At 33.9% G+C, this 26566-nt stretch carries 25 protein-coding genes and 1 other annotated feature; of the genes, 21 read left to right on the top strand and 4 right to left on the bottom strand.

What is annotated here, in order from left to right; translation table 11 throughout:
* Positions 1 to 3: 3 nt before the first annotated feature.
* The 11 genes from ybeY to FYJ58_RS09045 all read left to right on the top strand — a co-directional run bounded on the left by ybeY (position 4) and on the right by FYJ58_RS09045 (position 10756).
* Positions 4 to 501: an rRNA maturation RNase YbeY gene (gene ybeY / locus FYJ58_RS09095; RefSeq protein ID WP_154519424.1), complete on the top strand. Its 498-nt coding sequence runs from the start codon at positions 4 to 6 to the stop codon at positions 499 to 501.
* A 15-nt stretch (positions 502 to 516) separates the two neighbouring features.
* Positions 517 to 1599 carry a DUF3048 domain-containing protein gene (locus FYJ58_RS09090; RefSeq protein ID WP_154519423.1) on the top strand — a complete coding sequence of 361 codons (1083 nt, stop codon included), beginning with the start codon at positions 517 to 519 and terminating at the stop codon, positions 1597 to 1599.
* An 87-nt stretch (positions 1600 to 1686) separates the two neighbouring features.
* On the top strand, positions 1687 to 2304 hold the full coding sequence (locus FYJ58_RS09085) for a hypothetical protein (RefSeq protein ID WP_154519422.1): 618 nt from the start codon (positions 1687 to 1689) through the stop codon (positions 2302 to 2304).
* A 154-nt stretch (positions 2305 to 2458) separates the two neighbouring features.
* Entirely contained in the window at positions 2459 to 3733 is a 1275-nt protein-coding gene (locus FYJ58_RS09080; RefSeq protein ID WP_154519421.1) for a BaiN/RdsA family NAD(P)/FAD-dependent oxidoreductase, read from the top strand.
* Complete coding sequence (locus FYJ58_RS09075; RefSeq protein WP_154519420.1) at positions 3711 to 5324, top strand: NAD(P)/FAD-dependent oxidoreductase; 1614 nt, start codon at positions 3711 to 3713, stop codon at positions 5322 to 5324. Before FYJ58_RS09080 ends, FYJ58_RS09075 begins: the two co-directional genes overlap by 23 nt.
* Before the next feature lie 11 nt (positions 5325 to 5335).
* Positions 5336 to 6178, top strand: coding sequence for a glutamate 5-kinase (gene proB / locus FYJ58_RS09070; RefSeq protein WP_154519419.1), 843 nt, complete (start codon positions 5336 to 5338; stop codon positions 6176 to 6178).
* 46 nt (positions 6179 to 6224) lie between these two features.
* Entirely contained in the window at positions 6225 to 6443 is a 219-nt protein-coding gene (locus tag FYJ58_RS09065; protein ID WP_154519418.1) for a DUF896 domain-containing protein, read from the top strand.
* 102 nt (positions 6444 to 6545) lie between these two features.
* Positions 6546 to 7394 (top strand): M14 family zinc carboxypeptidase, encoded by an 849-nt coding sequence (locus FYJ58_RS09060; protein WP_205839215.1) that lies wholly within the window; start codon positions 6546 to 6548, stop codon positions 7392 to 7394.
* A 139-nt stretch (positions 7395 to 7533) separates the two neighbouring features.
* Complete coding sequence (locus FYJ58_RS09055) at positions 7534 to 8013, top strand: kinetochore Spc7 family protein (RefSeq protein ID WP_154519416.1); 480 nt, start codon at positions 7534 to 7536, stop codon at positions 8011 to 8013.
* Positions 8014 to 8268: 255 nt separating this feature from the next.
* Positions 8269 to 9720, top strand: a complete 1452-nt coding sequence (gene miaB, locus FYJ58_RS09050) for a tRNA (N6-isopentenyl adenosine(37)-C2)-methylthiotransferase MiaB (protein WP_154519415.1) — start codon at positions 8269 to 8271, stop codon at positions 9718 to 9720.
* Positions 9721 to 9742: 22 nt separating this feature from the next.
* On the top strand, positions 9743 to 10756 hold the full coding sequence (locus FYJ58_RS09045; RefSeq protein WP_154519414.1) for a S66 family peptidase: 1014 nt from the start codon (positions 9743 to 9745) through the stop codon (positions 10754 to 10756).
* A 73-nt stretch (positions 10757 to 10829) separates the two neighbouring features.
* Here the strand turns inward: FYJ58_RS09045 and FYJ58_RS09040 are convergent, their stop codons facing one another.
* From FYJ58_RS09040 to FYJ58_RS09030, 3 genes are read right to left on the bottom strand one after another with little or no spacing between them, the layout of a single operon-like run.
* The gene (locus FYJ58_RS09040) at positions 10830 to 11603 is read right to left on the bottom strand and encodes an ABC transporter ATP-binding protein (RefSeq protein WP_154519413.1); all 774 of its coding nucleotides are present in this window, start codon (positions 11601 to 11603) and stop codon (positions 10830 to 10832) included.
* Positions 11578 to 12498: an ABC transporter permease gene (locus FYJ58_RS09035; protein WP_154519412.1), complete on the bottom strand. Its 921-nt coding sequence runs from the start codon at positions 12496 to 12498 to the stop codon at positions 11578 to 11580. Before FYJ58_RS09035 ends, FYJ58_RS09040 begins: the two co-directional genes overlap by 26 nt.
* Positions 12499 to 12521: 23 nt before the next feature.
* The gene (locus FYJ58_RS09030; RefSeq protein WP_154519411.1) at positions 12522 to 13526 is read right to left on the bottom strand and encodes an ABC transporter substrate-binding protein; all 1005 of its coding nucleotides are present in this window, start codon (positions 13524 to 13526) and stop codon (positions 12522 to 12524) included.
* 106 nt (positions 13527 to 13632) lie between these two features.
* Positions 13633 to 13877 (bottom strand) — a binding site (T-box leader).
* A 163-nt stretch (positions 13878 to 14040) separates the two neighbouring features.
* On the opposite strand from FYJ58_RS09030, the gene FYJ58_RS09025 reads away from it, so the two are divergent.
* Entirely contained in the window at positions 14041 to 17241 is a 3201-nt protein-coding gene (locus FYJ58_RS09025; RefSeq protein ID WP_205839214.1) for a DEAD/DEAH box helicase, read from the top strand.
* Between the two features lie 73 nt (positions 17242 to 17314).
* Here the strand turns inward: FYJ58_RS09025 and FYJ58_RS09020 are convergent, their stop codons facing one another.
* Positions 17315 to 18181: a hypothetical protein gene (locus tag FYJ58_RS09020; protein ID WP_154519409.1), complete on the bottom strand. Its 867-nt coding sequence runs from the start codon at positions 18179 to 18181 to the stop codon at positions 17315 to 17317.
* A gap of 240 nt (positions 18182 to 18421) precedes the next feature.
* Here FYJ58_RS09020 and FYJ58_RS09015 point away from each other — a divergent pair, with 240 nt between their 5' ends.
* The 9 genes from FYJ58_RS09015 to lepB (FYJ58_RS08975) all read left to right on the top strand — a co-directional run bounded on the left by FYJ58_RS09015 (position 18422) and on the right by lepB (FYJ58_RS08975) (position 26528).
* Positions 18422 to 19315: a tyrosine-type recombinase/integrase gene (locus FYJ58_RS09015; protein WP_154519408.1), complete on the top strand. Its 894-nt coding sequence runs from the start codon at positions 18422 to 18424 to the stop codon at positions 19313 to 19315.
* A 126-nt stretch (positions 19316 to 19441) separates the two neighbouring features.
* Entirely contained in the window at positions 19442 to 19714 is a 273-nt protein-coding gene (locus FYJ58_RS09010; RefSeq protein WP_154519407.1) for a hypothetical protein, read from the top strand.
* A gap of 62 nt (positions 19715 to 19776) precedes the next feature.
* Positions 19777 to 21645 (top strand): TIGR03960 family B12-binding radical SAM protein, encoded by a 1869-nt coding sequence (locus FYJ58_RS09005; protein WP_154519406.1) that lies wholly within the window; start codon positions 19777 to 19779, stop codon positions 21643 to 21645.
* A 36-nt stretch (positions 21646 to 21681) separates the two neighbouring features.
* Complete coding sequence (locus FYJ58_RS09000; RefSeq protein ID WP_154519405.1) at positions 21682 to 22482, top strand: TIGR03936 family radical SAM-associated protein; 801 nt, start codon at positions 21682 to 21684, stop codon at positions 22480 to 22482.
* An 8-nt stretch (positions 22483 to 22490) separates the two neighbouring features.
* Positions 22491 to 23678, top strand: coding sequence for a ribonuclease E/G (locus FYJ58_RS08995; RefSeq protein ID WP_154519404.1), 1188 nt, complete (start codon positions 22491 to 22493; stop codon positions 23676 to 23678).
* A gap of 139 nt (positions 23679 to 23817) precedes the next feature.
* Positions 23818 to 24165, top strand: a complete 348-nt coding sequence (gene rplS / locus FYJ58_RS08990) for a 50S ribosomal protein L19 (RefSeq protein WP_154519403.1) — start codon at positions 23818 to 23820, stop codon at positions 24163 to 24165.
* A 114-nt stretch (positions 24166 to 24279) separates the two neighbouring features.
* Positions 24280 to 24921 carry a signal peptidase I gene (gene lepB, locus FYJ58_RS08985; protein ID WP_235912608.1) on the top strand — a complete coding sequence of 214 codons (642 nt, stop codon included), beginning with the start codon at positions 24280 to 24282 and terminating at the stop codon, positions 24919 to 24921.
* 10 nt (positions 24922 to 24931) lie between these two features.
* On the top strand, positions 24932 to 25783 hold the full coding sequence (ylqF, locus tag FYJ58_RS08980) for a ribosome biogenesis GTPase YlqF (RefSeq protein ID WP_154519402.1): 852 nt from the start codon (positions 24932 to 24934) through the stop codon (positions 25781 to 25783).
* 58 nt (positions 25784 to 25841) lie between these two features.
* Positions 25842 to 26528: a signal peptidase I gene (gene lepB, locus FYJ58_RS08975; RefSeq protein ID WP_328597827.1), complete on the top strand. Its 687-nt coding sequence runs from the start codon at positions 25842 to 25844 to the stop codon at positions 26526 to 26528.
* Positions 26529 to 26566: the final 38 nt, after the last annotated feature.

The following is a 26566-nucleotide window of genomic DNA, read 5'->3' as shown; positions in this document are numbered from 1 at the left end:
AGTATGACAGTACATTTTGATTGTGATGAATTAATTCAATTACCATTTGATTATGAAAAGTTGATTTGCTCAGTGATTGAGGAAACATTAGACTATGAAAACTGCCCGTATGAAACAGAAGTAAATGTAGTTTTGACAAATAACAAAGAAATTCAAATGGTAAATAAAGAGTTTCGCGATATGGACAAGCCAACCGATGTATTATCGTTTCCTATGCTGGAATATGACAGACCTTCTAATTTTGAGGATTTCGAAGAAGCTTATGACTGTTTTCATCCAGAAACCGGGGAGTTATTATTAGGTGATATTATGATTTCGGTCGAGCGAGCTAGTGAGCAGGCAAAAGAGTATGGTCACTCTTTGGAACGGGAAATTGCATTTTTAACGGCTCATAGTATGTTACATCTTTGTGGATATGATCATATGGAAGATGAGGAACGAGTTGTTATGGAACAGAAACAAAGGGATATACTAGAAATATTAGGAATTACAAGAGAATAGGAGTGTAAATAGGTTATGAAAAAAATAAAATGGATTTGTGTCCTTCTTCTTTTTGCTGTTGCTTTCACTGGCTGTAAAAAAGAGGATACAAAGGTTTCGAAAGAACAGGTGGTTCAGAAGGAAACAAAGAAGGAAGAGTCAAAGCAAGAAAAAGAAGAAAATCACGATGGAGAAGCGAAAAGCAGATTAACAGGATTATGGGTGGATGAAAAAATTGCAAAGAAACGTCCGTATGCAGTTATGTTAAATAATATTAAATTTGCAAGTCCCCAAAGCTCTACGGAACAGGCTTCGATTCTTTATGAAGCAGTTGTTGAAGGCGGAATCACCCGTCTGATGGGATTATATGAAGATTTTGATTCAGACCGCATTGGCTCTGCGCGGAGTGCAAGACATTATTACGTGAGTATTGCAGATGAATATGATGCAATTTATGTTCACTATGGTCAGACACCTTGGGCGATTGATAAAATGAAGCAATTAGGCGTAGATAATTTAAGTGGATTGGAAGCAGTTGGGTCGACTGTTTTTTACAGAGATAATTCAATTAAAGCACCTCATAATGCATTTGCAAGTAAAAAAGGAATTTTGAAGGGAACAGAAATAAAAGGATATCGGACGGAGTATAAAAAGGAAAATCAGAATCATTTTAATTTTTATGATAAGGAACAAACAATAAAAAATGGAAAAGAAGCGAAAAAAGTGGAACTTGGATTTTCAAGTTATACGACGCCTTATTTCAAATATGATAAAAAAGATAAGACGTATTATCGCTGGCAATTTGGTGAGCCTCATATTGATGCACAGACAAAAAAACAGCTTCATTTTAAAAATCTGATTCTTCAGTTTGTAAAGCAATGGGATATCGGAACGAAGGACTATCAGACAATGGATATTGAAAATTCGTCAGGGACCGGATACTATATTACGAACGGAAAAGCGACCGAAATAACATGGAAAAAGAAGGAAGCGAGCCATGAAATGTATTATTATGATTTGGATGGTAATATATTATCGATAAATCCTGGTAAAAGCTATATCGCCCTGTATCCGGAAAAACAAAAAGAACTTTTAAAATTTTATAGTGAAGAGAAGTAGCAATAAAAATAAAGTGACTCCTTTTTTTGAATAGTCTGCCAAATATTGGGCAGACTATTCAAAAAGAAAGAAAAAGGAGCGATTCCATTGAAAAGAAAAGCAGGAATCTATATCGCAGGAACTTTTTTTTCTGTTATGCTATTGTCCTTGTGCTATTATGGAAGTTATCGGTTATCTTATCAGCATTTTAAGCAGGAGGAAAAACAAAGCGAAGCAGAAAAAAGCAAAGCCGAAATGGTTGAAACAGACACTACAAAAATAGCTACAATAACTCCTTATACACAATGTGTTTTAGAGGAATATGATATAGAAACAAAGACAGTAACAGATAAAAAGATGTCGATATTAGAACGATTTGTCGGTTACACGAGAGAAGAACTGGCGGAATACTTAAATGTTTATTTAGAAGAAATGCCAAAAGAAGAAAAAAGAAATGGTCTGATTGCTTATGACCTTATATCGTTTTCAAAAGACAAAATAGTATTAAGAAAAACTTACGATTCGAAACAGGCAGCTTATAAGTTTTTTATGGTTGCAAAAAACAGTGAAATTGTTGTGTATTACAGCGATAAAAAGAGGGTTTTTGAATATACCGGACTAATGGTGGATTCTCTTCCCGAAGAAGAACTTACGAAATTAGAACAGGGGTTTTATGTAAAAGATAAGCAAGAACTTTATGGAATTTTAGAAAATTATTCAAGTTGATTCCTATAGAAAGCAAAATAAACGCATGAATGAAACGGTATTCTTATTGGAAACCGTTTTATTTATGCGTTTGCTGTTTCAAGAAGAACTTCCTCCTAGTCAAATATAAGAAAACATGCTATAATAAAAAAACATGTGAAACGGAGGGAAAAAGATGGCTGGAAAGACAGATGTGATTGTAGTCGGAGGCGGTGCTTCAGGAATGATGGCTGCAATTGCCTGTGCAAGACAACACAAGTCGGTTACAGTATTAGAACATAATGATAAATTAGGGCGGAAATTGTTAGCAACCGGAAACGGAAAATGTAATTATACAAACGAGTTGCAAAAACTGGAGTTTTATCATTCTAAAAATGACTGTATTGTTAAGACGGTGTTTTCTCAATTTGATAAAAATCAGACGGTTGAATTTTTTAAAGAGCTGGGAATTTATCCAAGAATAAAAAATGGTTATTATTACCCGTATTCCGAGCAGGCTTCTTCTATTGTGGAAGCGTTGCGACTGGAATTAGAGCGTTTGAAAGTAAAAATAAAATTAAATGAACATATTACTTCAATCAGGAAGGTAGAAGACGGATTTCTTGCGTTGACAGAAAGTTATCAATATAGTAGCAGTAAGCTTATTTTAGCAACGGGTGGAATGTCAGCTGCATCGCTTGGAAGCGATGGCAGCAGTTATTCTTTGTTAAAACAGCTTGGTCATACAGTGACCAAACTTTATCCGGGACTTGCAGGATTAAGAGCAAATGAAACATGTTTTTCAAAGCTTGCAGGAATTCGAGTAAAAGCAAAGGTTGAGTTATTGATTGAGGGAAAACATAAAGCGGTCGAAAATGGGGAAGTACAGCTTACAAAATATGGAATTTCTGGTATTCCTGTTTTTCAACTTAGTCGTTATGTGGCGATTGCTTTGGGGGAAAAGAAACAAGTTAAAATTGATTTGGATTTTATGCCTGATTATACAAAAGAAGAAGTAATTCTTTTGTTAGAGAGGCTAATTCACTATAATGCAGAAAAAACATTAAAAGATTTACTAGTTGGTTTTTTTGATAGTAAATTAATTGCGGTTTTGTTAGAATGCAGTGGAATTAAAAGGCAGAAAAAAGGGTCTGAACTGAGTGAGAGTGAGTTTCAAATGATTGTAGAAAGAATAAAAAAATTTAGTTGTACAATCAAATCTGTCAATTCGTTTGAACAGTCACAAGTGACAGTTGGTGGTGTTGATTGCAATGAAGTAGACTGTCAGAGCTTGGAATCTAAAATTGTTTCCGGCATGTATTTGACAGGAGAATTATTAGATGTAGATGCAATCTGCGGTGGTTATAATTTGCAATGGGCATGGTCAACAGGCTATGTTGCAGGAATAAATGCAGGATTTGAGAAAAAGGAAAGTGGAAAATTAAAATATGATACGATTATCACAAATTAAAATAGATATAGATAAGATAAAAACAGAATCAATGGAGGAAGAGATAGAGTGTTTGCTCCCTTTTATTGCGAAACATCTTCATGTAAAGCCGGACCGGCTTCAAACGGTAAAACTTGTCAAACGTTCTTTGGATGCAAGAAGAAAAGAAGCAATTCAATATAGCTATACCGTAGATGTGAGCTTAGAAAATGAGAAGCAATTTTGGAAAGGAAAGGTTTCAAAAACAATTCAAAAAGCTCCGGAAAGTTCTTATCATTTTACGCCGTTTGGCGAAAAAAAGATGAAAAATCGTCCTGTTGTAGTCGGTTTTGGTCCGGCAGGTCTTTTTTGTGCTTTGGAACTTGCCAGAGCTGGATACTGTCCGGTTGTATTCGAACGTGGTGAAGCAGTAGAAGATAGGATAAAAACCGTAGAAACATTTTGGACAACAAATCAATTAAATCCTGCTTCCAATGTTCAATTTGGTGAAGGCGGAGCGGGCACGTTTTCGGATGGAAAATTAAATACTCTAGTGAAAGACCCAATTGGAAGAAATCATAAGGTGTTAAAGGAATTAGTTCATTTTGGTGCAGATTCTCATATTCTATATCGAAATAAACCGCATATCGGGACAGACAAGCTTCGGGTAGTTGTGAAACAAATAAGAGAAGAGATTATCCGCCTTGGCGGTGAGGTACATTTTAATTCTCTTGTTACGGATCTTAAAGTAGAAAATAATCAGCTGCAGGCAATTGAAATCAATAAGAAAGATATTGTACCTTGTGATGTTATGGTGTTGGCGATTGGTCATAGCGCAAGGGATACTTTTTCTATGCTTTATGAACATCATATGGATATGGAGCAAAAAGCATTTGCAATTGGTGTTCGTGTGGAGCATCCGCAAACGGTGATTGGTAGGGCACAATATGGAGATGCTTATAAAAAACTGCCGACAGCGGAATATAAGGTGACCTATCAATCCTCCTCTGGAAGAGGAGTATATTCTTTTTGTATGTGTCCGGGAGGATTTGTTGTAAATTCTTCTTCAGAGCAGGGGTACTTAGCAATCAATGGAATGAGTAATGCCGCAAGGGATGAAAGAAATGCGAACAGTGCGATTATCGTTTCAGTTAACCCGTTTGACTTTGGAGAAAATCATCCGTTGGCAGGGGTAGAGTTCCAAAGAAAATGGGAAAAAGCTGCATATCAAAAAGGAAATGGTTTGATTCCAACGCAGCTTTATGGAGATTTTAAAGAGAATAAGAAAAGCAGTGGGTATGGATCTGTCATTCCCAATACGAAAGGAAAAACTTCGTTTGCTAATTTAAGAGAATGTCTTCCAGACTATGTGTGTCATAGTTTAATAGAGGGAATGGAAGCGTTTGAGCATAAAATTCGCGGATTTTCTAATCCAGAAACGGTCTTGTCAGGGGTAGAAACAAGAACTTCCTCTCCAATTCGAATTTGGCGGGATGAAGAGCACATGAGTAATATAAGGGGAGTTTATCCTTGCGGGGAAGGAGCCGGCTATGCAGGTGGAATTACTTCTGCAGCGATGGACGGAATAAAAATTTATGAGGCAATTGCTTCCGTTTATCGACCAATACAATAAGGAGAATTGACATGAATGAACGAGAATACATGAAAGAGAAAAAAAGAATTGTTGTTAAATTAGGGACTTCTACTTTAACACATGAAGAAACAGGAACATTAGATTTATTAAAGATGGAACAATTAATTCGAATCCTTACGGATTTGAACAATCAGGGAAAGGAAGTTGTCGTTGTATCTTCCGGTGCAATTGGCGTTGGAAGAAAAGCGATGGGAATCAAAGAAAGACCAAAGGAATTATCAGTAAGACAGGCTTGTGCTGCAATCGGTCAGGCAAAGCTTATGATGGTTTATCAAAAATTGTTTGCCGAATACAGTCAGCTGACTGCTCAGGTTCTTATGACAAAATATACGATGTTAGATGATATAAGCAGAAGAAATGCTGAAAATACATTTCGGGAACTATTGCAGATGGGAGTAATCCCAATTGTAAATGAAAATGATACGGTGTCTACGGACGAAATTGAATTTGGTGACAATGATACTTTATCAGCCATAGTCGCAGCTTTGATTGGTGCTGATTTATTAATTCTTATGTCAGACATTGATGGGCTATATACAGATGATCCACATACGAATAAAGATGCAAAATTTATTCATGTTGTAGAAAAAATTACAGAATCATTAGAGCATATGGGTAAGGATACAAATGGAAGTCTTGGAACTGGTGGTATGGCAACTAAAATATCTGCTGCCAAGATTGCCGTAAATTCAGGAGCTGATATGGTTATTTCAAATGGAAAAGATATTTATAATATTGCAAAGGTTGTTAATGGGGAGTCCGTTGGAACTTTATTTAAGGCTCATAAGTTAGAGGATTTTGATTTAACAGACTATATAAAAACAAACCGATAGAAACAAGGACAAATAAAAAAGAAAGGAATTTTATAAAGGTGCAGAAATGAACGAAAATGATATTAAAAGAATTAACGAGTTGTATCACAAATCCCAAAATGAAGGATTAACGCAGGAAGAAAAAGTAGAGCAGGCAAAACTTCGAAGTGCTTATATTGCTTCTGTTCGTGCAAATTTGAGAGGACAGTTAAACAATATTTCAATTTTAAATGAAGATGGAACAGTAACAGAGTTATCATCAAAGGATAAAAGTAATAAGAACTAGGGTATGTTTTTTATGATTTAGACATACAATGATGTTGGGGTCATAATTAGAATTCATTCCAAACGTGGAAAACGTAAGGATTGCTGGAAAATGGAGGAACATATGTCAATTGTAAAGCTAAATCAAAAATATACATATGAACAGCTGATAAAAGATGCAATTATGCTCGGGAATACGTTCCATGAGATATTACAATGTAAAAATATTGGGTATTCCTGGTGTAGACAAAGGATTCCTATGTTATTATTAGGAAAAGGGGGGAAAAAAATTTTTTTAACTGCCGGTGTTCATGGAAGAGAATCGGTAAATCCGATTGTACTAATGCGTATGGTAGAAGATTATTGTCAGGCATATCGTTATTGTCAGAGTAGAAGACAAGTTGATATAAATAAGCTATTGAATACAGAAGTAACATTTTGTGTGATTCCACTTGTTAATCCAGATGGATATACATTGGCGATTGAAAATCCAGAAAAAGCAAGTTGGAAAGAAAATATACGAGGTGTTGATATAAATCGCAATTTTCCGTCGATTACATGGAGAAAAAAATGGAATCGTGATTGTCCAGCAAGTGAAGTAGAAACACAGATATTAATGAGGGCATTTTGTCGTTTGAATCCAAGCTTATATATTGATTACCATTCGCGCGGGAAAAGTATTTTTTATTATAGAAATCAAATGGATGAAGTATATAATCGAGAGCAAAGACGAATTGGAGAATTGTTAAGTAAAGAAACAGGATATAAATTAGAAGAGCCAGAGCATGAAATCGAACAGGGAGATTCTGGAGGAAATACGGTTCATTTTGTTGCAGAGAATTGGAAATGCCCGGCAATTACTATTGAAACGGTAGAAGAAGCAGCAGAGTTTCCTTTATCATGGCAGTATCAGTGGCAAACGTTTCGCGAAGTTGCTATGACACCTGTAGTAGCAGCAAAGATAATTCTTTGATAACGATTAGGTGGGTAGATTAATTTGTTGGACTTTCAGTTTTAAATATGATATTATAACAGTAGAGAGATGCTTCACTATTTAGTTTATAAAATACATAAGGGATATCAGTTTATATTTACTTAAAAGGAGGAAGCTTATGAGCGATAATGAAGTATTAAAAATGATATTTGATAGTGTGCAGGGAATAAAGACTGATATTCAAACTGTACGAACGGAAATGCGAGAAGAATTAAAAGATGTAAAAGAAAATATGCAGGAAATGCGAGAAGAGTTACAGACTGTAAAAGCGGATATGCAGGAAATACGAGAAGAGTTACAGATTGTAAAAGAAGACATTCAGAAAATGAAGGAGAATGTTCAAAAACTTGAAAATGATTTTGCATCTTCCGTTGTTGATCTGAATGAAATAAAACAAAAAGTAAAAATAATTGATTTATCAATTGAGAATGAAACTAACCGTAATATTAAAATTATTGCGGAAGGTCATTTAGATCTAGCAAGAAAACTGGACAATGCTTTAAAAATTGAGAATGAAAAAGAGATTCTTTTAATTCGTGTGAATACAATAGAAAATGAATTAATAAAAGTGAAAGAGTATATTAATCAAATAGCATAGTATAATGATTCTACAAATAAAGAGTGGAAACCTAACAATTATTAGGAAGACACTCTTTCTTTCATTCCAGCGACTATGAATTTACTATTTGACAATTTAGGTTCTTTTTTATAGAATATAAAGTCGGAATCAATATAGAAAACAAAATCATATTATATTCGACAAAGATGTAGATTCTGACGTGATTTTATATAAAAAAATAAGAAGAAAGGATTTTTGTATATTGCAAAAACTTGCAATATACAAGGTATAAGTATGAATTATAAAATTGATTTAGATACAATTGACATTTCAGGTTCTGTCCCTACAACGGAGCCGGAAAGACAATATTACTACATGGCAAAATGTAAAAAATTGATTGAGGAGAAAAGTAAAGAAATTGGTCGTCCACTTCGTATGTGTACACAAACATTTGGTTGCCAGATGAACGCAAGAGATTCAGAAAAAATTGTTGGTATTCTTGAGTTAATCGGATATCAGGAAACAGAAAAGGAAGAAGAGGCAGATTTTGTCTTATATAATACCTGTACGGTTCGAGAGAATGCTAATCTTAGGGTATATGGAAGACTTGGATATCTAAAAAAATTAAAGGAAAAAAATCCTTATATGTTAATTGCATTATGTGGTTGCATGATGCAGGAAGCGGATGTTGTAGAAAAGTTAAAAAAGAGTTATCGTTTTGTGGACGTTATTTTTGGAACACATAATATTTTTAAATTTGCAGAATTGCTTTGCAATCGTTTAGAGTCAGACCGCATGGTAATTGATATCTGGAAAGACACAACAGAAATCGTAGAAAATCTTCCAAGTGAGCGAAAGTATCCATTTAAGGCAGGAGTTAATATTATGTTTGGCTGTAATAATTTCTGCAGTTATTGTATTGTTCCTTATGTGAGAGGAAGAGAGCGGAGTCGAAATCCAAAAGATATTATTCGTGAAATAGAATTATTAGTTTCAGATGGTGTTGTAGAAGTTATGCTTCTTGGACAAAATGTAAATTCTTATGGAAAAACGTTAGACGACCCAATGACTTTTGCAGAACTGTTACAGGAAGTTGAAAAGATAGAGGGATTAAAACGCATTCGTTTTATGACTTCTCATCCAAAAGATTTATCGGACGAGCTGATTGAAGTTATGCGTCATTCTAAGAAGATATGTACACACCTTCATCTTCCGGTTCAATCGGGCAGCAGTCGGATTCTAAAAATTATGAATCGTCGATATGACAAAGAAAAATATTTAGATTTAGTAGAACGTTTAAAAAAAGCTATGCCTGATTTAGCACTTACAACGGATATTATTGTTGGTTTTCCGGGTGAAACAGAGGAGGACTTTTTAGAAACGCTTGATGTGGTAAAAAAAGTTCGTTATAGCAGTGCATATACATTTATTTATTCAAAGCGAACAGGTACACCGGCAGCTTCTATGGAGGAACAGATTCCGGAAGATGTTATAAAAGACCGCTTTGATCGGCTTTTAGAAGAAATACAGAAAATTTCTGCAGAAGAAGCACAGAAAGATCAGGGAAAACGGGTGGAAGTATTGGTTGAAGATGTAAATGAGCATACAGAAGGATATGTGACAGGACGTATGAGTAATAATATGCTTGTTCATTTTAAAGGAGAAGAAGAGTTAATTGGTACTTTTGTAACAGTTTCATTGGATGAATGTAAAGGATTTTACTATATGGGTCATAAATGTGATTAAAAGATAGAGGAGGGATTGTATTTTGATTTTTCCGGATTTTTTAAAGCCTGGTGATGTGATTGGGGTGACAGCTCCATCTGATGGAAATAAAAAAGAATTAGATTATATTCGACTGGAACATGGAATTTTGGCACTAAAGAAAAAGGGATATACTGTAAAGGAAACGGAAGATGTCCGCACAAGTGAAAAAGGGCGAAGCAGCAGGAAAGAACTTAGAGCAATACAGTTAATGGATTTGTACCGGGATAAGAGGATAAAAGCAATTGTTTCTGCAAAGGGCGGAGATTTTTTATGTGAAATACTTCCTATGGTCGATTTTGATCTGATTAAAAAAAATCCAAAGTGGTTTCAGGGCTACTCTGATAATACTGCATTTTTATTTCCTGTTACTACAATGTTAGACATTGCGACAATCTATGGAAATAATTTTAACGATTTTGGAATGGAACCGTGGCATAAGGCTGTTGAACAGAATTTTATGATTTTAAATGGAAAATTATTAAAACAAGAAAGCTTTGATTATTATGAAGATGGTTTTCATGATAAAGTAACAGGCTTAGAAAGCTATCAAAATGACCTTCCTGTTTGCTGGACGAATGTTTATGACAAAGAAGAGATTGTGATACAAGGACGACTGCTTGGTGGCTGTCTTGATGTGCTATTAAATTTAGTGGGCACAAGGTATGATTATGTAAGAAGTTTTATTGACCGTTATAAGCAGGATGGAATTTTATGGTTCTTAGAAAGTTTTGATCTTGGGAGTGAAGCTTTAATAAGAGGTTTATGGCAATTAAAAGAAGCCGGATGGTTTGAGAATGTCAATGGTTTTGTATTTGGAAGACCATGTATGTTTTCCAGTTACACAGATACTACGTATGAAGAAGCAGTTCTTTCTATTTTGGGTGATATGCAAAAACCGATTATTTTCAATGCAGATATTGGGCACAAGAATCCACAGTTTACAGTAATCAATGGTGCTTATGGTATCATTGAGTCGAAGAATGGAAAAGGAAGCTTGCGGATGGAACTAAGATAGAGTTTAGAAGAGAAAAGTGGTCTTATCATTAGAGAGTTTGAGAAACTTCCATGATATAAGACCACTTTTTTGCTTAGTTTCCAGATTCGATGCTGATTTCATTAAATTTATCAAGTAAATCTTCTAACTTTAGATTCTGTTTTTCCGTTTGGCATTGATCCATTATAGCTTTTCCCTGATGCATCATAATCAGTCGATTTCCGTATTTGAGTGCAAATTTTAAATTATGAGTAACCATAAGAGTTGTTAACTTTTTTGATAAAATAAGTTCATTGGTCAGTTCCATTATGTTATCTGCAGTTTTTGGATCCAAAGCAGCCGTATGTTCATCTAGGATTAATAATTTATTAGGTGTTAAGGTAGAAGTTATCATAGCTAATGCCTGACGCTGTCCACCTGACAGATTCCCAACTTTATCGTGAATTCGATTTTCTAAACCAAGATGCAATTTCTCTAATTGGGTCTTGTAAAAATCAATTCGGTCTTTATTTACCGCCTTTTTAAATAGAAAAGGTTTTCCTTTATTTTCTGCGATTGCCATGTTTTCTAAAATAGAAAAGGAAGCACAAGAACCCATAGAAGGATTTTGATATACTCTTGCGATATAGGAAGAACGTTTATAAGCTTTTACATTAGTAATATCTTTTTCTTCTAATAAAATGCTCCCTTTATCTGCCTGTAATGTACCGCAGATTAGATTTAACAGAGTAGATTTTCCAGAACCATTACTTCCAATGACGGATATAAAGTCGCCTTCTTTTACAGAAAGATTAAAGTCATGATATAAAGTAGTTTCGTTTATGGTTCCAGTGTGAAAAGTTTTATAAATGTGAGTCAGATGAAGCATGTTGTTTTCCTCCTTTACGGAATAAATCTTTTGATACAAGGGCGATTAGGAAAATAATTGCCATAATTAGTTTCAAATTGTTTGGATTGATTCTTAAATTCAAAGCAACTGCAATACAGGCTTTATAAAGAACCGCTCCAAAGATTACCATTGTTGTTCCCTTTATTTTCGCTAATTTTCCAAGAAGAGTCATTCCAATAATAACAGAGGCAAGCCCCATAACGAGCATACCGGTACCAGAATTGGAATCGAAATATCGCTGCTGCTGGCAAAGAACAGAGCCTGCTGTAGCAGACAATCCATTGCATAACATAAGACCGATTATTTTAACCTTCCCTTTGTCCTGTGCAAGCATTGTTATCATATTTTCATTATCACCGGCAGCACGAAGCAGAAAACCGGACTTTGTTTTAAAATACCAGTCTAAAAATAATTTGATTACAATTGTGTTTAGAAAGATTAGAATGAAAGTTTTCCATACACCAAAAGAATTTGACAGGTTTGCAAGAAAACCGCTGTTAAAAATTGTTTTTGCATCTCCGATTTGTAACAGGGGGCTGTAACCGGTTATCATTAAATTGATGGAATACAGGCCAGTCATTGTAATAATTCCGGCAAGTAGATCTTTTATTTTTAATACTACATGGAAAAAGCCTGTTAAAAAGCCGGCACATGCCCCTGCTAAAAAGGAAATTAATATGGTAAGCCATGGATTAACACCATGAATTAGCAGTACTGCAGTCACTGCAGATCCAAGAGGAAATGTACCATCTACCGAGAGATCTGGAAAATCTAAAATATGATAAGTAATATAGATTCCAAGTGCTACAATTCCATAGATAAAACCTTGTTCTAAAATTCCTTGAATAATTGATAAAAAAGATGATAGTTCCATAATTAAAACCTCTTAATTTGTTCTTATTTTTGACTGTCATTTGTAAGATAGGTGACAGTATCCTTATAGTCGTTTGGCATTGCAAGATTGAATTTTTCCATTGCTTCCTTGTTTGCTACAGGAGCACAGTCGGAAATAATTTTAACCGGCATAGTATCAGCTTTTTTGCCATCTAAAATATTTGCTGCCATTTGCCCCGTTTTTTCGCCTAAGGCAAAGTAATCAATATTTTGTGCTGCAACACATCCTTTTTTTACTTGTTCTTCTTCGGAACCAAAGACTGGAATATGGTAAGCTTCGGCTTTTGCAAGTACTGTATCTAAGTTGTTGACAACATTGTTGTCAGTAAAATTATTGATTACATCACATTTTGTTACAAGAGTATCCATTGCAATTGGAATATCAGAAGCTGTACTTACACCAATTGCTTCAATTTTAAAATTATAGTTTGGCGCCAGCTCCTTGAATCTTTCTAAATGTGTTTTAGAGTTTACCTCACTTGTTGTATAAAGAATACCAATTGTTTTTGCGTTTGGCATCATTGCACGAATCATTTGCATCTGCTGTTCAAGAGGAAGAGAATCACTCGTCCCGGTACAGTTACTTTCTGGCTTATCAAGAGAGGTAACCAAACCGGCGGATACCGGATCGGATACCGCAGTAAAGACAACTGGTATATTTGTGTCTTTTGCGGAATTATAGGCTGCCATTGCAGTAGGGGTTGCAATTCCACAAATCAAATCGTATTTTTTTGAAACGAATGTATCTGTAATCATTGCAGCATTAGAAGTATCGCCCTGTGCATTTTTAATATCGAGTGTTAAGTTCTTTCCCTCTTTGTAACCACCATCTTCTAAACCTTTAATAAATCCTTCTCTGCAATTATCCAAAGAACCATGTGGAGCAATTTGTGCAATTCCAACGGTGATAGAAGTAACTTCACCTGACTTGGTACTTTGTGTACATCCTGTTAAAAGGGAGAATGTTGTTGTTATAGTAAGCAATCCAATTAAAAATTTTTTTCTCATAATGAACCTCCTTCTTTTCTATCCGACGCAGTGCGTTCCCGCCCGGAGGGCTTTTTAATTCATAGGACGTAATTTCCTATACAATAAAAAAACTCTTGCCCCTAATCTAAGGGACAAGAGTATAAACCTGCGGTACCACCCAAATTGACGTATTAAAAATACATCCACTTTCTCTTATGCTAACACATAAGCTCATTGGTAATGGGTTGAGTTCCCATCAGAGCCTACTGGGATATCCGTTCGGTCTGCCCTCAAAAGTCCATTCCATATATGCTTTATTACGACATCGCACCAACCGTCGCTCTCTGGAAATTAGTGTATATATGTACTCGTCTTTTTCATCGGTTTGAATTTTGTTGTTTTGTTATCCAACATTTTATGTCAAAGAAATTTATTTGTCAATAGGCAGATTAAAAAAATAATTTGTTTTCATGTAGTGATTTTTTATTTTGTATGTGTTATAATGTATTGATTACTGTAAATTTGAATGATAAAAAGAAAGGGTGTACGGTCTTTGTTAAAATTATCAAAAGAGACAATAAAGAAACTTGCAGTTGATGAAATGATATATAGCCGTGGTGTACGGTATTTTAAAAATGGAGCAGTGTCGAATGTAACTTGGTCTAATAAATTAAAACAATATCGAGCGACCGTAACTGGAAAAAACCCTTATTCTGTCATATTATCTCCAAAAGAAGATGGAACAATTGAATATAGCTGCAATTGCCCGGAGCATGCCAAGCAGAAAGGTGGAGCATGCAAGCATATTATCGCAGCATTGCTGTTTATTAATGATTATATGGAACGGGCAGAAGGAAGTGAACGTAAGGGAGAAGAAAAAATAATCTTTAATATACTGGAGTATTTTAATAAATTAGATTATAAAGAATTATATGGCGAAACGTTTGATATAAAGCCGATTTTTAGTATACCGGATTTAATCCGAGAAGACGGAAAAGTAAATCTTTCAATTCGGGTTGGAAGCACGAAAATGTATAAAGTACAAAATCTGAAGAGGTTTTTACTTGACTATAAAAATCAGGAAACAATTTCTCTTGGAAAAGAATTTCGTTTTATACCCGGCGAGAGTAGATTTAGTCGTCGTTCAAAAGGAATTATGGAGTATTTGTTAGAAGTCTGTGAGATTCAGGAATATTTGACAAGGTCTTATGGTACGACATTATTTTCGAAAGCGGATATGATGCTTACAAAGCGGATGTTTGCAAAACTTTTGCATGAAACAAAAGGAGAAACATTTACGCTGATTTTACATGAAACGGAATATGATAATGTTAGGTTTTTTGATGGAAACCCCGATTTGAGGTTTCATATTTCGGCAAAAGAAGATGAAGTATTTTTGGATTATAATAGTCCTTCTGGAATTATTTCATTATCTGCGGACGGAAGCTTTTTGTTATATAACAATGCTATTTATATGCCGGACAAAAAATTCATTCGTAATTTACTCCCATTTTATAAAAGTTTTGGAAAACAAAGAAGTTCTCTGATTTTTAAAGGAGAAGACAAGAAACGATTTTTGGATTTAGTTCTCCCTAATATTCATGAAACGATGAAAATTGACATTCCAGATAAGTTAAGGGAAAATTATATTGTCGATGATATCGTAACAGATATATATTTAGATCGATATAAAAATTATATTAAAGCAGTTATAAAATTTAAATATGGGGAGTATGAAATTAATCCGTTAGCTGTTTCGATTCCTCATGGAATTGTGATTGTAAGGCAGAAAGAGAAAGAGGAAGAAGTTCTTAATTGGTTTGAAGATTTTAGGTTCTATCCGCAGAAGGACTTTTTCTTATTGCGAGAAGAGGAAGAAATATATTCATTTATTACAGATGGGATTAAAACGTTAAATGAAAACTATAATATTTTTTATTCGGATGATTTTAAGGGAATTTCAATTCGTTCGACTGGAACGGTTTCTACAAATGTTCGTGTTAATAATGATATGAACTTGTTGGAAATGGATTTCAATTATGAAAATGTTCCAAAGGAGGAATTGAGAGAAGTATTTCGTTCTCTTCAGTTAAAAAAGAAGTATCATCGGTTGAAAAACGGAAGTTTTATTAATTTAGAGGGAGATGAAGCCCAAAAAAGCTTGGCTTTTTTACAAGAGTTAAATCTGTCATATCAAAATTATAAAGAGAATCATTTTTCCTTGCCGCAATATTCCTCATTTTATTTAGATGATTTATTAAAGCAAGTGGAAGAAGAAGTTGAGGTTCAAAGGGAACCTTCATTTCAAACGATGTTATCTGAGCTGACACAGATTGGGAAACACAAGTATCGTGTGCCAAAGGAGATTCAGGCAGAACTTCGAAACTATCAGGTAACAGGTTATCGGTGGCTAAAAACATTGGCAGAGCACAATTTGGGAGGCGTTTTAGCGGACGATATGGGACTTGGAAAAACACTGGAATCAATTGTTTATCTGACTTCGTGTGCAGGCGGACTACATTTGATTGTTTGTCCTACTTCGCTTGTTTATAACTGGTGTGATGAACTTCAGACGTTTGCACCTATGCTAAAAAGCCGTATTATTAGCGGGGCGCCGGAGGTTCGTCGGGAATTACTACGTGATTTAGATGATATTAATGTTTTAATCACTTCTTATCCTCTCCTTCGAAGAGATTATGAGTTATATAAAACGTTATCAATTGATACTATGTTTATTGATGAAGCACAATTTATTAAAAATCCGGGTTCTCAAAATGCAAAATCAGTAAAACGGATACCTGCGAAGCACAAGTTTGCTTTGACAGGAACGCCAATTGAAAATTCTTTATCGGAGCTTTGGTCTATTTTTGATTTTATTTTGCCTGGATATTTGCTTACACATTCCAAATTTGTTGAACAGTATGAAAAACCGATTATGAGAGATGAAGATGAGCAGATAAGGGAGAAGTTGAGTAAGCGGATACAGCCGTTTGTACTGCGAAGAATGAAAAAAGATGTGTTAACCGAACTGCCTGAGAAGATAGAAACAAAACTTGTAACAGAAATGACGGAAAAACAAAATATGGTTTACTTATCTTATTTAGAAAACTTTAGAGAAGAAGTGTGGAAGACCGTAAAGGAAAATGGATTTGAAAAAAGTCAGGTTCAAATTTTATCTGCATTGACAAGGCTCCGTCAGATTTGTTGTCATCCATCTACATTTATTGAGAATTATAATGGTGGAAGTGGAAAACTAGAGTTGTTAATGGAGCAGGTTCCATCCATTTTAGAAAGTGGTCATAGAATTCTTTTGTTCTCCCAGTTTACATCTATGCTTCAGATGATTGGAAAACGATTAAAGGAAGAGGGAATTTCTTTCTTTTATCTTGATGGTTCTACCAAACCGGAAGATAGAATTGAAATGGTTAATCAGTTTAATTCGGGTGAACGCCAAATATTTTTAATATCATTGAAGGCGGGTGGAACAGGAATAAATCTGACAGGTGCAGATACGGTTATTCATTACGACCCTTGGTGGAATCCGGCAGTAGAGGAACAGGCGACAGACCGGGTTTACCGAATTGGACAAAAAAATACGGTGCATGTAATTAAGTTGTTGACGAAAGGAACAATTGAGGAGAAAATATATAAATTGCAAGAGAAGAAAAAAGAATTGTCTGATTCCGTTATTTCTGCAAAGGAAGTATTTATTAATAAACTTTCAAAAGAAGAAATAGAAGAATTGTTTATGTAAGACAATAGATTCAGAAGCAAAAAAGCGGAAGCTTCCAGTTTTTTTGAATTGGAAACTTCCGCTTTTTAGAAAGTTATTCTAAGTATTCATTATAGTATTCTTCACATAAAGTGTCGGCATATGATTCATCTAATTCAGGAAATTCTTCACACACAAGGGTTTTTAAGTAGTTCATTTCATTTAAAAAATTTACTTCATCACTCAATCCTTCTTCATGGGAAGAAAGAAGAGATTCTTTTGTGATAGTATCCTTTAACCATTGATTTACTTTTTCTGTTAATGAGTTTTCGGTAGAAATTTGTTTTTTTGCCTCTTTGGCACTTCGGAAGGATAGTGCAGAAGCGACAAGACATCCGATAAATAAAGCACTATATAATACATATGAAAATGGTCCGTTTATAAATGTAATGATATTAACATAATTTAGAACGACAAACACAATGCCAAGAACACCAACAAGAAGAAAAACATAAGCAGTAGAAATAATATCTTGATATTTTTCTTCTTTACGGACATAAACGGTAGAAGCATTTTTAGGTGAGCGCAGTTCATCTGCAATTTTTTGATTCTGCATTTGTTCTATTTTTTCTGTCGAACTGGCAATTTCTTCATCGGGAAATTCTTCCGTTTTATTTTTAGAGTTTTTCTCTGCTTCGATTTCATAAAAGGCAGAATATAATTTTTTTGCCTGTTTGAATTCTTCTTTTGTAACAGAAACGGAATACTCAAAAGTGATATCGTTTTGTTCAATTTTACCTGATGATATATTAGAATAATATAGATAATCTAAAAAACGATGTGCGAGATCTTTATCAAGACATGCCATAACCGGAAGAAAAACAACCTCTTCTTCTAATTCATCTACAAGTGTAGTACCGCAGTCTGTACAGACTGTAATTCCATTTCGATATTCTGTTTTACATTTTGGACACCATGGCATTTGTGGTACCTCCCTCTTTTATCATTTATTAATTTTATCGTACCATAGGGCAGCAGAAAATTCAAGGGAAGATGTTTTTTTAAGTCAAGCAAGTACTATAATATACGTAATATGCTAAAAGATTTTAAAATTACTTTCAAAATTCATGATTAAATAAAAATAAAATTACAAAATCAATAAAATCAAAATAAAATATGATATAATAATAAAAAATTGGTTCAAATAAAAAAGGAGAATAATATGAATAATAAAAAATTTCCATCCATATGGTTTATTGAGCATATTTGGTTCGAGTTTGAACAGCGTCTTAAAAAAGAAGATACAAAAAAGAATTATTTTTCTGCAATCCGTACGATTTGCGAATATTTGAATTGTGATTTTACAGAGATTACATTGACAGATGCAAAGGCATATTTTGATTTAATCTCGTATGGGAAACAATCACTTTCTAAAAGAACAATACAGACAAAATTAGCAATGCTAAGAAGTGTAGGAACTTTTATATATCAAAATAAAAAGCGATTCGGCTGTCCTGATTATGTAAATGTATATACCAAAATAAAATCGCCAGATTACGATAACTATCTCCATATTGAAGAGATTCCTACTTTGGAAGAACTAGATTTTATTTTAGAGGAAGCTAAGGACAATCCAATGCTTTTTTTAATGATATTACTTGTGTTGCGATGCAGTCTTACGTCAGATGAGATTTGCAGACTTACGCCAAATGACATATGTATAGATGGCAGAAACATTATGTTTTTGGTGCTAGAACAGAATGGAAAACGTCGTTATGTTAAAATTCCAGATGATGTAAAAAAATACTTATTGTCATATTTAGAACAATTTGGATGCAATCCGTTTTTATTTCAAAATCAACGAGGGGGGCAATTAAAAGTTCGGACATTACAAAATATGGTTCGAGAATTAATTGATAAAGCAGGTATTAACAGAAAGTTTAATTTGCAAGATATAAGAAATGCTTCTATTACTTATATGCTTCATGGCGGAGCACCGGTAGAACAAGTTGCTGAGCATGCTGGAATTAGTGAACGCTGGATGTATCGGTATAATAAAATTATAGAGGAACTGGATTTTTCACCGGTTGATTATATGAATTTAACAATAAAATAAATTATGGAAAGAAATGTCTAACTTTTTAATTTCATCATATAGTTATAATATCAAATAAAATTAACGAATTTTTGCAGTATCACAAGCAGGATATAATATGTACGGATATAAAGATGGAGGAACTATATGACAGATCAGGAAAGATTAGATGAAATAAGTAGAAAAAAGAAAATAGAACAGGTAAGAAAAGAGATTGCTCCCCCTGGTAAAGGTGGAAAAGGAATTCAAATCCGTTTATTACTTGCGTCCATTTTGTTTTTACTTTTTTTGGTTGGAAAACAGGGAAACTTTTCATATCGTGGATGGAATTGTGAAAAAATAATGCAAATTGTACAGTATGACATTGGCATTGATTCGGTAGAAGAGAAAATAATTTCTGTTTTTCATAGACTAAATTAAGTAGTTTGTGTTATAATCCTATGGTTATTAAGATACTATAAGTTAGAAAGAATGGAGATTATATGAGAAAACTAGCACTATCGGATGAGATTTTATTAACAATAGAAAAACCTGCGAGATATATTGGTAATGAAGTAAATATGGTTGTGAAAGATAAGAACGAAGTAGATATTCGTTTTTGCATGTGTTTTCCGGATGTATATGAAATTGGAATGTCACATCTTGGAATTCAAATATTATATGATATGTTTAATCAAAGAGATGATGTCTATTGTGAACGAGTTTATTCACCATGGGTAGATTTGGATAAAATTATGCGAGAACAGAATATTCCGTTATTTGCATTAGAATCACAAGATCCAGTTAAGGAATTTGACTTTTTAGGAATAACATTGCAATATGAGATGTGTTATACAAATATATTACAGATTCTTGATTTATCGCAAATTCCAATTTATTCATCAGAGCGTACAGAAGAAGATCCATTTGTCATTGGAGGTGGACCATGTGCTTATAATCCGGAACCAATTGCAGACTTTTTCGACATGTTTTATATTGGGGAGGGAGAAACTGTTTATGATGAACTGATGGACCTTTATAAAGAGCATAAAAAAAGAGGTGGGACAAGAAAAGAATTTCTTGAAATAGCTGCCGGAGTAGAGGGAATTTATGTACCACAGTTTTATCAGGTTGAATATAAGAAAGACGGAACAATTGCTGCTTTTCGTCGTATCAATGAGCATGCAAAAGAAAAAATAAAAAAGCAAGTTGAAACAGATTTAAGTCATACCTATTATCCGGAAAAACCTTTAGTACCATTGATAAAAGTAACACAGGACAGAGTTGTATTAGAGATTCAAAGAGGCTGTATCCGTGGCTGCCGCTTTTGCCAGGCAGGTATGATTTATCGACCAATTCGTGCAAGAGACCTTGAATTTTTAAAGGACAGAGCTTATAAAATGTTAAAAGCAACCGGACATGAAGAGATTTCTCTAAGTTCTTTAAGTTCAAGTGATTATATTAATTTGCCAGAATTAGTTTATTTTTTAATTGATGAGTTTCGCTCAAAAGGAGTTAATATTTCACTTCCATCTCTTCGAATTGATGCGTTTGCATTAGATGTTATGAGCAAGGTGCAAGATGTAAAGAAAAGTAGTTTAACGTTTGCGCCGGAAGCTGGTTCACAAAGACTCCGGGATGTTATCAATAAAGGCTTAACAGAAGAAGTTATTTTAAAAGGTGCAATGGATGCGTTTCAAAGTGGTTGGAATCGTGTAAAATTATATTTTATGCTTGGACTTCCAACTGAAACACTAGAAGATATTGAGGGAATTGCAACATTATCCAATGAAATCGCAAAAGAATATTACACCATTCCAAAACAAGAACGAAATGGACGGGTACAGATTGTATCTAGTACATCATTCTTTGTTCCAAAACCATTTACACCATTTCAATGGGCAAGAATGGCAACTGCGGAGGAATTTTTGGAAAAACAAAGATTTTTAAATGGAAAGATGAAAGAACAGTTAAATTATAAGAGTATAAAATATAATTGGCATGAGGCAGAGGTTACTGTATTAGAAGGTATTTTTGCCCGAGGTGACCGAAAAATAGGAAAAGTAATTTACGATGCTTACAAAAAAGGATGTATTTATGATGCCTGGTCAGAATTTTTCCATTATGATGTCTGGCTTCAAACATTTGAGGAAAATCAAATTGATTATATGTTCTATACAAGTAGAGAAAGAGAGTATGACGAAATTCTTCCATGGGATTTTATTGATATTGGAGTTACAAAGAAATTTTTATGGAAAGAATATGAGCAGGCTAAAAATCAGACTGTTACACCAAATTGCAGACAAGCCTGTCAAGGTTGTGGTGCTGCATCTTTTAAGTGTGGTGTCTGTATTGAAAAAAGAAATAGTTAAAAGGATTTAAAACAGGAAAAGGAAGATAGAACAAATATGATAAAAGCAAGAATGAAATTTAATAAAAGCGGTTCCATGAAATTTATTGGACATTTAGATGTTATGCGTTATTTTCAGAAGGCAATCCGAAGAAGTGATATTGATGTTGCATATTCTACGGGGTATAGTCCTCATCAATTATTGTCTTTTGCTTCTCCACTTGGTGTAGGTCTTACAAGTGATGGGGAATATTTGGATATTCAACTCAATTCAACAAAGACTTCAAAAGAAATGATAGAATCCTTGAACGGTGTAATGACAGAAGAAATGCAAGTAACAAGTTTTCGGATTCTGCCAGAAGACAGCAAAACATCAATGTCTTTGTTAGCAGCTGCAGATTACCTTATATCAGTGAAGGATGGTTATCAGACAATACCAAATTTTAAAGAAAAATTCGAATCATTTATAAACCAGAAAGAAATAAAAATTATTAAAAAGACGAAGAAGAGTGAAAAGGAAGTCGATTTAAAACCATTTATTTATGCTTACGGATTTACGAAACCAGAATTTGAGGAAAAGATTGGGAGAAATCTAGGTGATACGACTGCAGGCGAATATAAAAATGGAATTAAGGTATATTTACAGCTTACTTGTGGAAGTGTTAATAATATAAAACCTGAACTTGTATTGGAGGCGTTTTGTCAGGCAAATAACTGGGAATATAACCCATTTGCCTATCAGATTCATCGAATTGAATTGTATACCGATACCAACGCAAAAAAAGGGGAAATAAATCCAAACGGAAGTCAGACAAAAAGAAATCTTGTTCCACTTGACCAGTTTGGAGAGATTGCATAGAGGTGACTATGAGTAATCGTTTTGTTATTACAAAAAAAGGAAATCAAATCTTGTCCGCTTATATGGAAAAGGATGAATTAATTCAAGTCAGTCTGGAAGATACTGCTCATGAAAGTATTTTATCTAACATCTATTTAGGGAAAGTAAAAAATATAGTAAAAAACATTCGTGCTGCATTTGTGGAAATTGCAGATAAAAGAATGTGTTATCTTTCTCTTGACAGTTGTAAAAAGCCTGTTTTTGTCAACAAAAAAAATACAGATGCAGTAACAGTAGGCGATACAATTGTAGTACAGATTGCAAGGGAGGATGTTAAGACAAAGGCACCCGTTTTAACAACCGAATTTAATTTTACAGGTAAATATGTAGTATTAACTCATGGAAAAACGAATCTTGGAATTTCAGGAAAAATCTCTGACGAAAAAGAAAGAGAACGGTTAAAAAATATTTTAAAACCGCATAAATCGTCAGACTATGGATGGATTATACGGACAAATGCTAAGGACGCATCAAAAGAACAGATTGAAAAAGAAATTGCTGTGCTTAAAAGCTTATATATGAATTTGTTGGAATTTGGTGTTCATAAAACTTGCTTTTCTTTAATTTATAAAGCACCGGCGGCATATTTATGTGATATTCGAAATGGTATGGCTTCTAGCATAGAGGAAGTAGTCACTGACGACAAAGAGTTGTATGATGAAATGCGAGAATATCTCAATTGTTATCAGCAGGAAGATGTAGAAAAAGTCCGGTTCTATGAGGATTCTTCAATTTCGTTAAAACGATTGTATGGACTTGAAACCAAATTAGAAAAAGCACTTCAAAGAAAGGTTTGGCTAAAATCAGGCGGGACATTAATCATTGACCCGACAGAGGCATTAACCGTAATTGATGTTAATACCGGAAAAGCTATAAAAGGAAATAAAAAAATACAAGATACATTTTTAAAAGTAAATCTAGAGGCAGCTTATGAAATTGCCAAGCAGATTCGGTTAAGAAATATATCAGGTATTATATTGATTGACTTTATTGATTTAGATAAAAAAGAAGCAAGGGAAGAGCTGCTGGAAGTCTTGGAAGGATACTTAAAGAAAGACCCTGTTAAAACTGTTTTAGTTGACATGACACCGCTTGGATTAGTGGAAATTACGAGAAAAAAAGTGCGTAAACCATTATGGGAACAGATATCAAAATAAAAAAATGAAAAAAGCAGTTGCATTTCGTTCCATTCTATGGTAGACTAACCCTGTTGTGAGATGAGGTGTTCCTCTGTTACGTTATGCAAGTGCATTGGTAAGTATTAAGAACATCAAATATTTGAAGGAGGTCACACAAATGAACGATATTATTAAAAATATTGAAGCAGCTCAGTTAAAATCTGAAATTGCAGATTTCAGAGTAGGAGATACAGTTAGAGTATCTGCTAAAGTAAAAGAAGGTAACCGCGAAAGAACTCAGGTTTTTGAGGGTACTGTATTAAAAAGACAGAACGGTGGAGCAAGAGAAACATTTACAGTTAGAAAGATTTCTAACGGAATCGGTGTTGAAAAGACTTGGCCATTACATTCTCCAAACGTTGAGAAAATCGAAGTTATCAGACGTGGTAAAGTAAGAAGAGCTAAATTAAATTACTTACGCGACAGAGTTGGTAAAGCTGCTAAAGTAAAAGAATTAGTAAAATAATGAGTACGATAAAGGGACAACACTCGATGTATTGTCCCTTTTTTGTCATAAGTTATGGCTACAATTAAATTGATTATTTATACAGAAAGAAAGGAATGGACGATATAATATAAAATGAGGAGAAATCGAAGAAGACGGAGAAGAAAAACGGTTCTTTTTACGTATGGAATAGAAGAAGAATCGAAAAAGATGAGGATTATAAAAGAAATTACTATATGGGCAGTTGAAATATTGCTTGTAATTTTTCTTGCTTATTTAGTAGTCGCTTATGGAATAGAAAAAACAACTGTTGTAGGAGGCTCTATGGAGCCAATTTTATCAAATAATGATAAGATTTTAATTAATAAATTGCTATATCGGTTTACGTCACCAAAACGATTTGATATAATTGTGTTTAAACCGGAAGGGAAAGAACATAGTTATTATACAATAAAGCGTGTCGTTGGGCTTCCTGGCGAAAAGGTGCAGATAAAAGATGGAAGTGTCTATATTAATGGAGAGAAATTAGAAGAAAAAGTAGAAGTCAGTTCGATTGTAAATGAGGGACTTGCTGATGAGCTGGTTACTTTAGATGAAGACGAATATTTTGTGTTAGGTGACAACAGAAACAATAGTGAAGACAGCAGATTTGCCAATGTTGGCAATGTGACAAAAGAAGAGATTGTTGGAAAAGCTTGGATTCGTCTGCATCCATTTGAAATTGTAAATTGGGTGACAAAAGGAAAAAATACAGACGTAAAAAAAGAAACAGAATAGGAGAAAAATTATGAATTTTCAATGGTATCCAGGGCATATGACAAAAGCAAAACGTGCAATGCAGGAAGATATTAAATTAATAGATGTTGTAATTGAGTTGGTTGATGCAAGGATTCCTTATAGTAGTAAAAATCCGGACATTGATGAGCTTGCTAAAAATAAAGCAAGAATTATTTTATTGAATAAGTACGATTTGGCAGATCCTACTCATACAAAAGAATGGAAAACATGGTATGAAGAAAAAGGATATTTTGTTGCACTTGTTAATTCAAAACGTGGAACTGGTGTAAAGGCTGTACATGAGGTTATTAAAGAAGCCTGTAAAGAGAAAATCGAAAGAGACAGAAGGAGGGGGATATTAAATCGTCCGGTACGTGCTATGATTGTCGGAATCCCAAATGTTGGAAAGTCAACATTTATTAACAGCTTTGCAGGAAAAGCATGCACAAAGACAGGAAACAAACCAGGTGTGACAAAGGGGAAACAATGGATTCGTTTAAATAAATCAGTAGAATTATTAGATACACCTGGAATTTTATGGCCAAAATTTGAAGACCAGAGAGTGGGTCTTAGACTTGCATTGATTGGATCCATTAAAGATGAGATTTTAAATATAACAGAGTTATCGTTCGAATTAATAAAATTTTTAAGAGATAATTATAAAAATGTATTAGAGAAATTTTATGAAATTGAGTATTATGAAAACGAAATAGATACTTTAACTGCGATTGCCAAAAAACGAAGTTGTATTCAAAAAGGAAATGAATTGGATTTTGATAAGGCTGCTGGAATATTAATGGATGATTTTAAAAGTGGAAGACTTGGAGAAATTACATTAGAATTACCGGAAGAGGAAGAATAGGTTCGTGATACAATAGAAGAAGTTCTAAATTTTTTTAATCTGCTTAGGAGGAAATAGCATGTATGATGAATCAAAAATAGAAGAAAGTTTAGAATTTTGTCATGACATCGAGAAATATTACAAAGATAAAAAAATAAAATATACAAAATCAGAGGAAAAGTCTGTTCCTTGTGAATCCATGGAACAGGCTTCTTTCGTTCGTGAAGAAAAGAAAACATCTGTTATTTTAAGTGTTTTAAAAGAATTTTTTATATTGATTATATGTCTTTTATTAGCTTATGGAATTGCGAGCCTGGTGAATGAATATTTTGTTCACCAGACAAGGGTAGAGGGAATATCCATGGAGGATACATTGGATAATAATGATTACCTTTTGATTAATAAGTTTATTTATCAGTTACGTGAACCGAAGCGATTCGATATTATAGTTTTTCCATATGAATATAATGTGTTTTATATCAAACGGATTATTGGTCTTCCAGGGGAAACAGTACAGATTAAAAATGGATCCATTTATATTAACGGGGAAAAATTAGAAGAAAATTATGGAAAAGAGGAAATAGACGAAGGCGGAACTGCAGCAGAGCCGATTACACTAGGTCAGGACGAATATTTTGTACTTGGAGATAATCGAAATCACAGTCTTGACAGTAGAGAACCTACGATTGGTATAATTCCAAGAGAAAAAATTATAGGGAAAGCATGGATGAGAATATTTCCATTTCAAAAAATACAGTTTTTTTAAATAAATAAGATAATAATTGTTTGGAGTAGAAGAAAAGA

Origin of the sequence: Velocimicrobium porci (assembly GCF_009696045.1) — a bacterium.
Lineage (GTDB): Bacteria > Bacillota > Clostridia > Lachnospirales > Lachnospiraceae > Velocimicrobium > Velocimicrobium porci.
The sequence above is the reverse complement of the archived record's forward strand: the minus strand, read 5'-3'. Positions and strand labels throughout refer to the sequence as shown.

Excerpts from the sequence above, each read along its gene's own strand:
- FYJ58_RS09040 (WP_154519413.1), bottom strand. The coding sequence starts at position 11,603 with ATGCTTCATCTGACTCACATTTATAAAACTTTTCACACTGGAACCATA.
- ybeY (WP_154519424.1), top strand. The coding sequence starts at position 4 with ATGACAGTACATTTTGATTGTGATGAATTAATTCAATTACCATTTGAT.
- ylqF (WP_154519402.1), top strand. The coding sequence starts at position 24,932 with ATGAATTTTCAATGGTATCCAGGGCATATGACAAAAGCAAAACGTGCA.
- FYJ58_RS09005 (WP_154519406.1), top strand. The coding sequence starts at position 19,777 with ATGAGAAAACTAGCACTATCGGATGAGATTTTATTAACAATAGAAAAA.
- lepB (WP_328597827.1), top strand. The coding sequence starts at position 25,842 with ATGTATGATGAATCAAAAATAGAAGAAAGTTTAGAATTTTGTCATGAC.
- FYJ58_RS09065 (WP_154519418.1), top strand. The coding sequence starts at position 6,225 with ATGAACGAAAATGATATTAAAAGAATTAACGAGTTGTATCACAAATCC.
- FYJ58_RS08995 (WP_154519404.1), top strand. The coding sequence starts at position 22,491 with ATGAGTAATCGTTTTGTTATTACAAAAAAAGGAAATCAAATCTTGTCC.
- FYJ58_RS09080 (WP_154519421.1), top strand. The coding sequence starts at position 2,459 with ATGGCTGGAAAGACAGATGTGATTGTAGTCGGAGGCGGTGCTTCAGGA.
- FYJ58_RS09030 (WP_154519411.1), bottom strand. The coding sequence starts at position 13,526 with ATGAGAAAAAAATTTTTAATTGGATTGCTTACTATAACAACAACATTC.
- FYJ58_RS09000 (WP_154519405.1), top strand. The coding sequence starts at position 21,682 with ATGATAAAAGCAAGAATGAAATTTAATAAAAGCGGTTCCATGAAATTT.
- proB (WP_154519419.1), top strand. The coding sequence starts at position 5,336 with ATGAATGAACGAGAATACATGAAAGAGAAAAAAAGAATTGTTGTTAAA.
- FYJ58_RS09090 (WP_154519423.1), top strand. The coding sequence starts at position 517 with ATGAAAAAAATAAAATGGATTTGTGTCCTTCTTCTTTTTGCTGTTGCT.
- FYJ58_RS09015 (WP_154519408.1), top strand. The coding sequence starts at position 18,422 with ATGAATAATAAAAAATTTCCATCCATATGGTTTATTGAGCATATTTGG.
- FYJ58_RS09075 (WP_154519420.1), top strand. The coding sequence starts at position 3,711 with ATGATACGATTATCACAAATTAAAATAGATATAGATAAGATAAAAACA.
- FYJ58_RS09055 (WP_154519416.1), top strand. The coding sequence starts at position 7,534 with ATGAGCGATAATGAAGTATTAAAAATGATATTTGATAGTGTGCAGGGA.
- FYJ58_RS09020 (WP_154519409.1), bottom strand. The coding sequence starts at position 18,181 with ATGCCATGGTGTCCAAAATGTAAAACAGAATATCGAAATGGAATTACA.
- lepB (WP_235912608.1), top strand. The coding sequence starts at position 24,280 with ATGAGGAGAAATCGAAGAAGACGGAGAAGAAAAACGGTTCTTTTTACG.
- FYJ58_RS09060 (WP_205839215.1), top strand. The coding sequence starts at position 6,546 with ATGTCAATTGTAAAGCTAAATCAAAAATATACATATGAACAGCTGATA.
- FYJ58_RS09035 (WP_154519412.1), bottom strand. The coding sequence starts at position 12,498 with ATGGAACTATCATCTTTTTTATCAATTATTCAAGGAATTTTAGAACAA.
- FYJ58_RS09010 (WP_154519407.1), top strand. The coding sequence starts at position 19,442 with ATGACAGATCAGGAAAGATTAGATGAAATAAGTAGAAAAAAGAAAATA.
- miaB (WP_154519415.1), top strand. The coding sequence starts at position 8,269 with ATGAATTATAAAATTGATTTAGATACAATTGACATTTCAGGTTCTGTC.
- rplS (WP_154519403.1), top strand. The coding sequence starts at position 23,818 with ATGAACGATATTATTAAAAATATTGAAGCAGCTCAGTTAAAATCTGAA.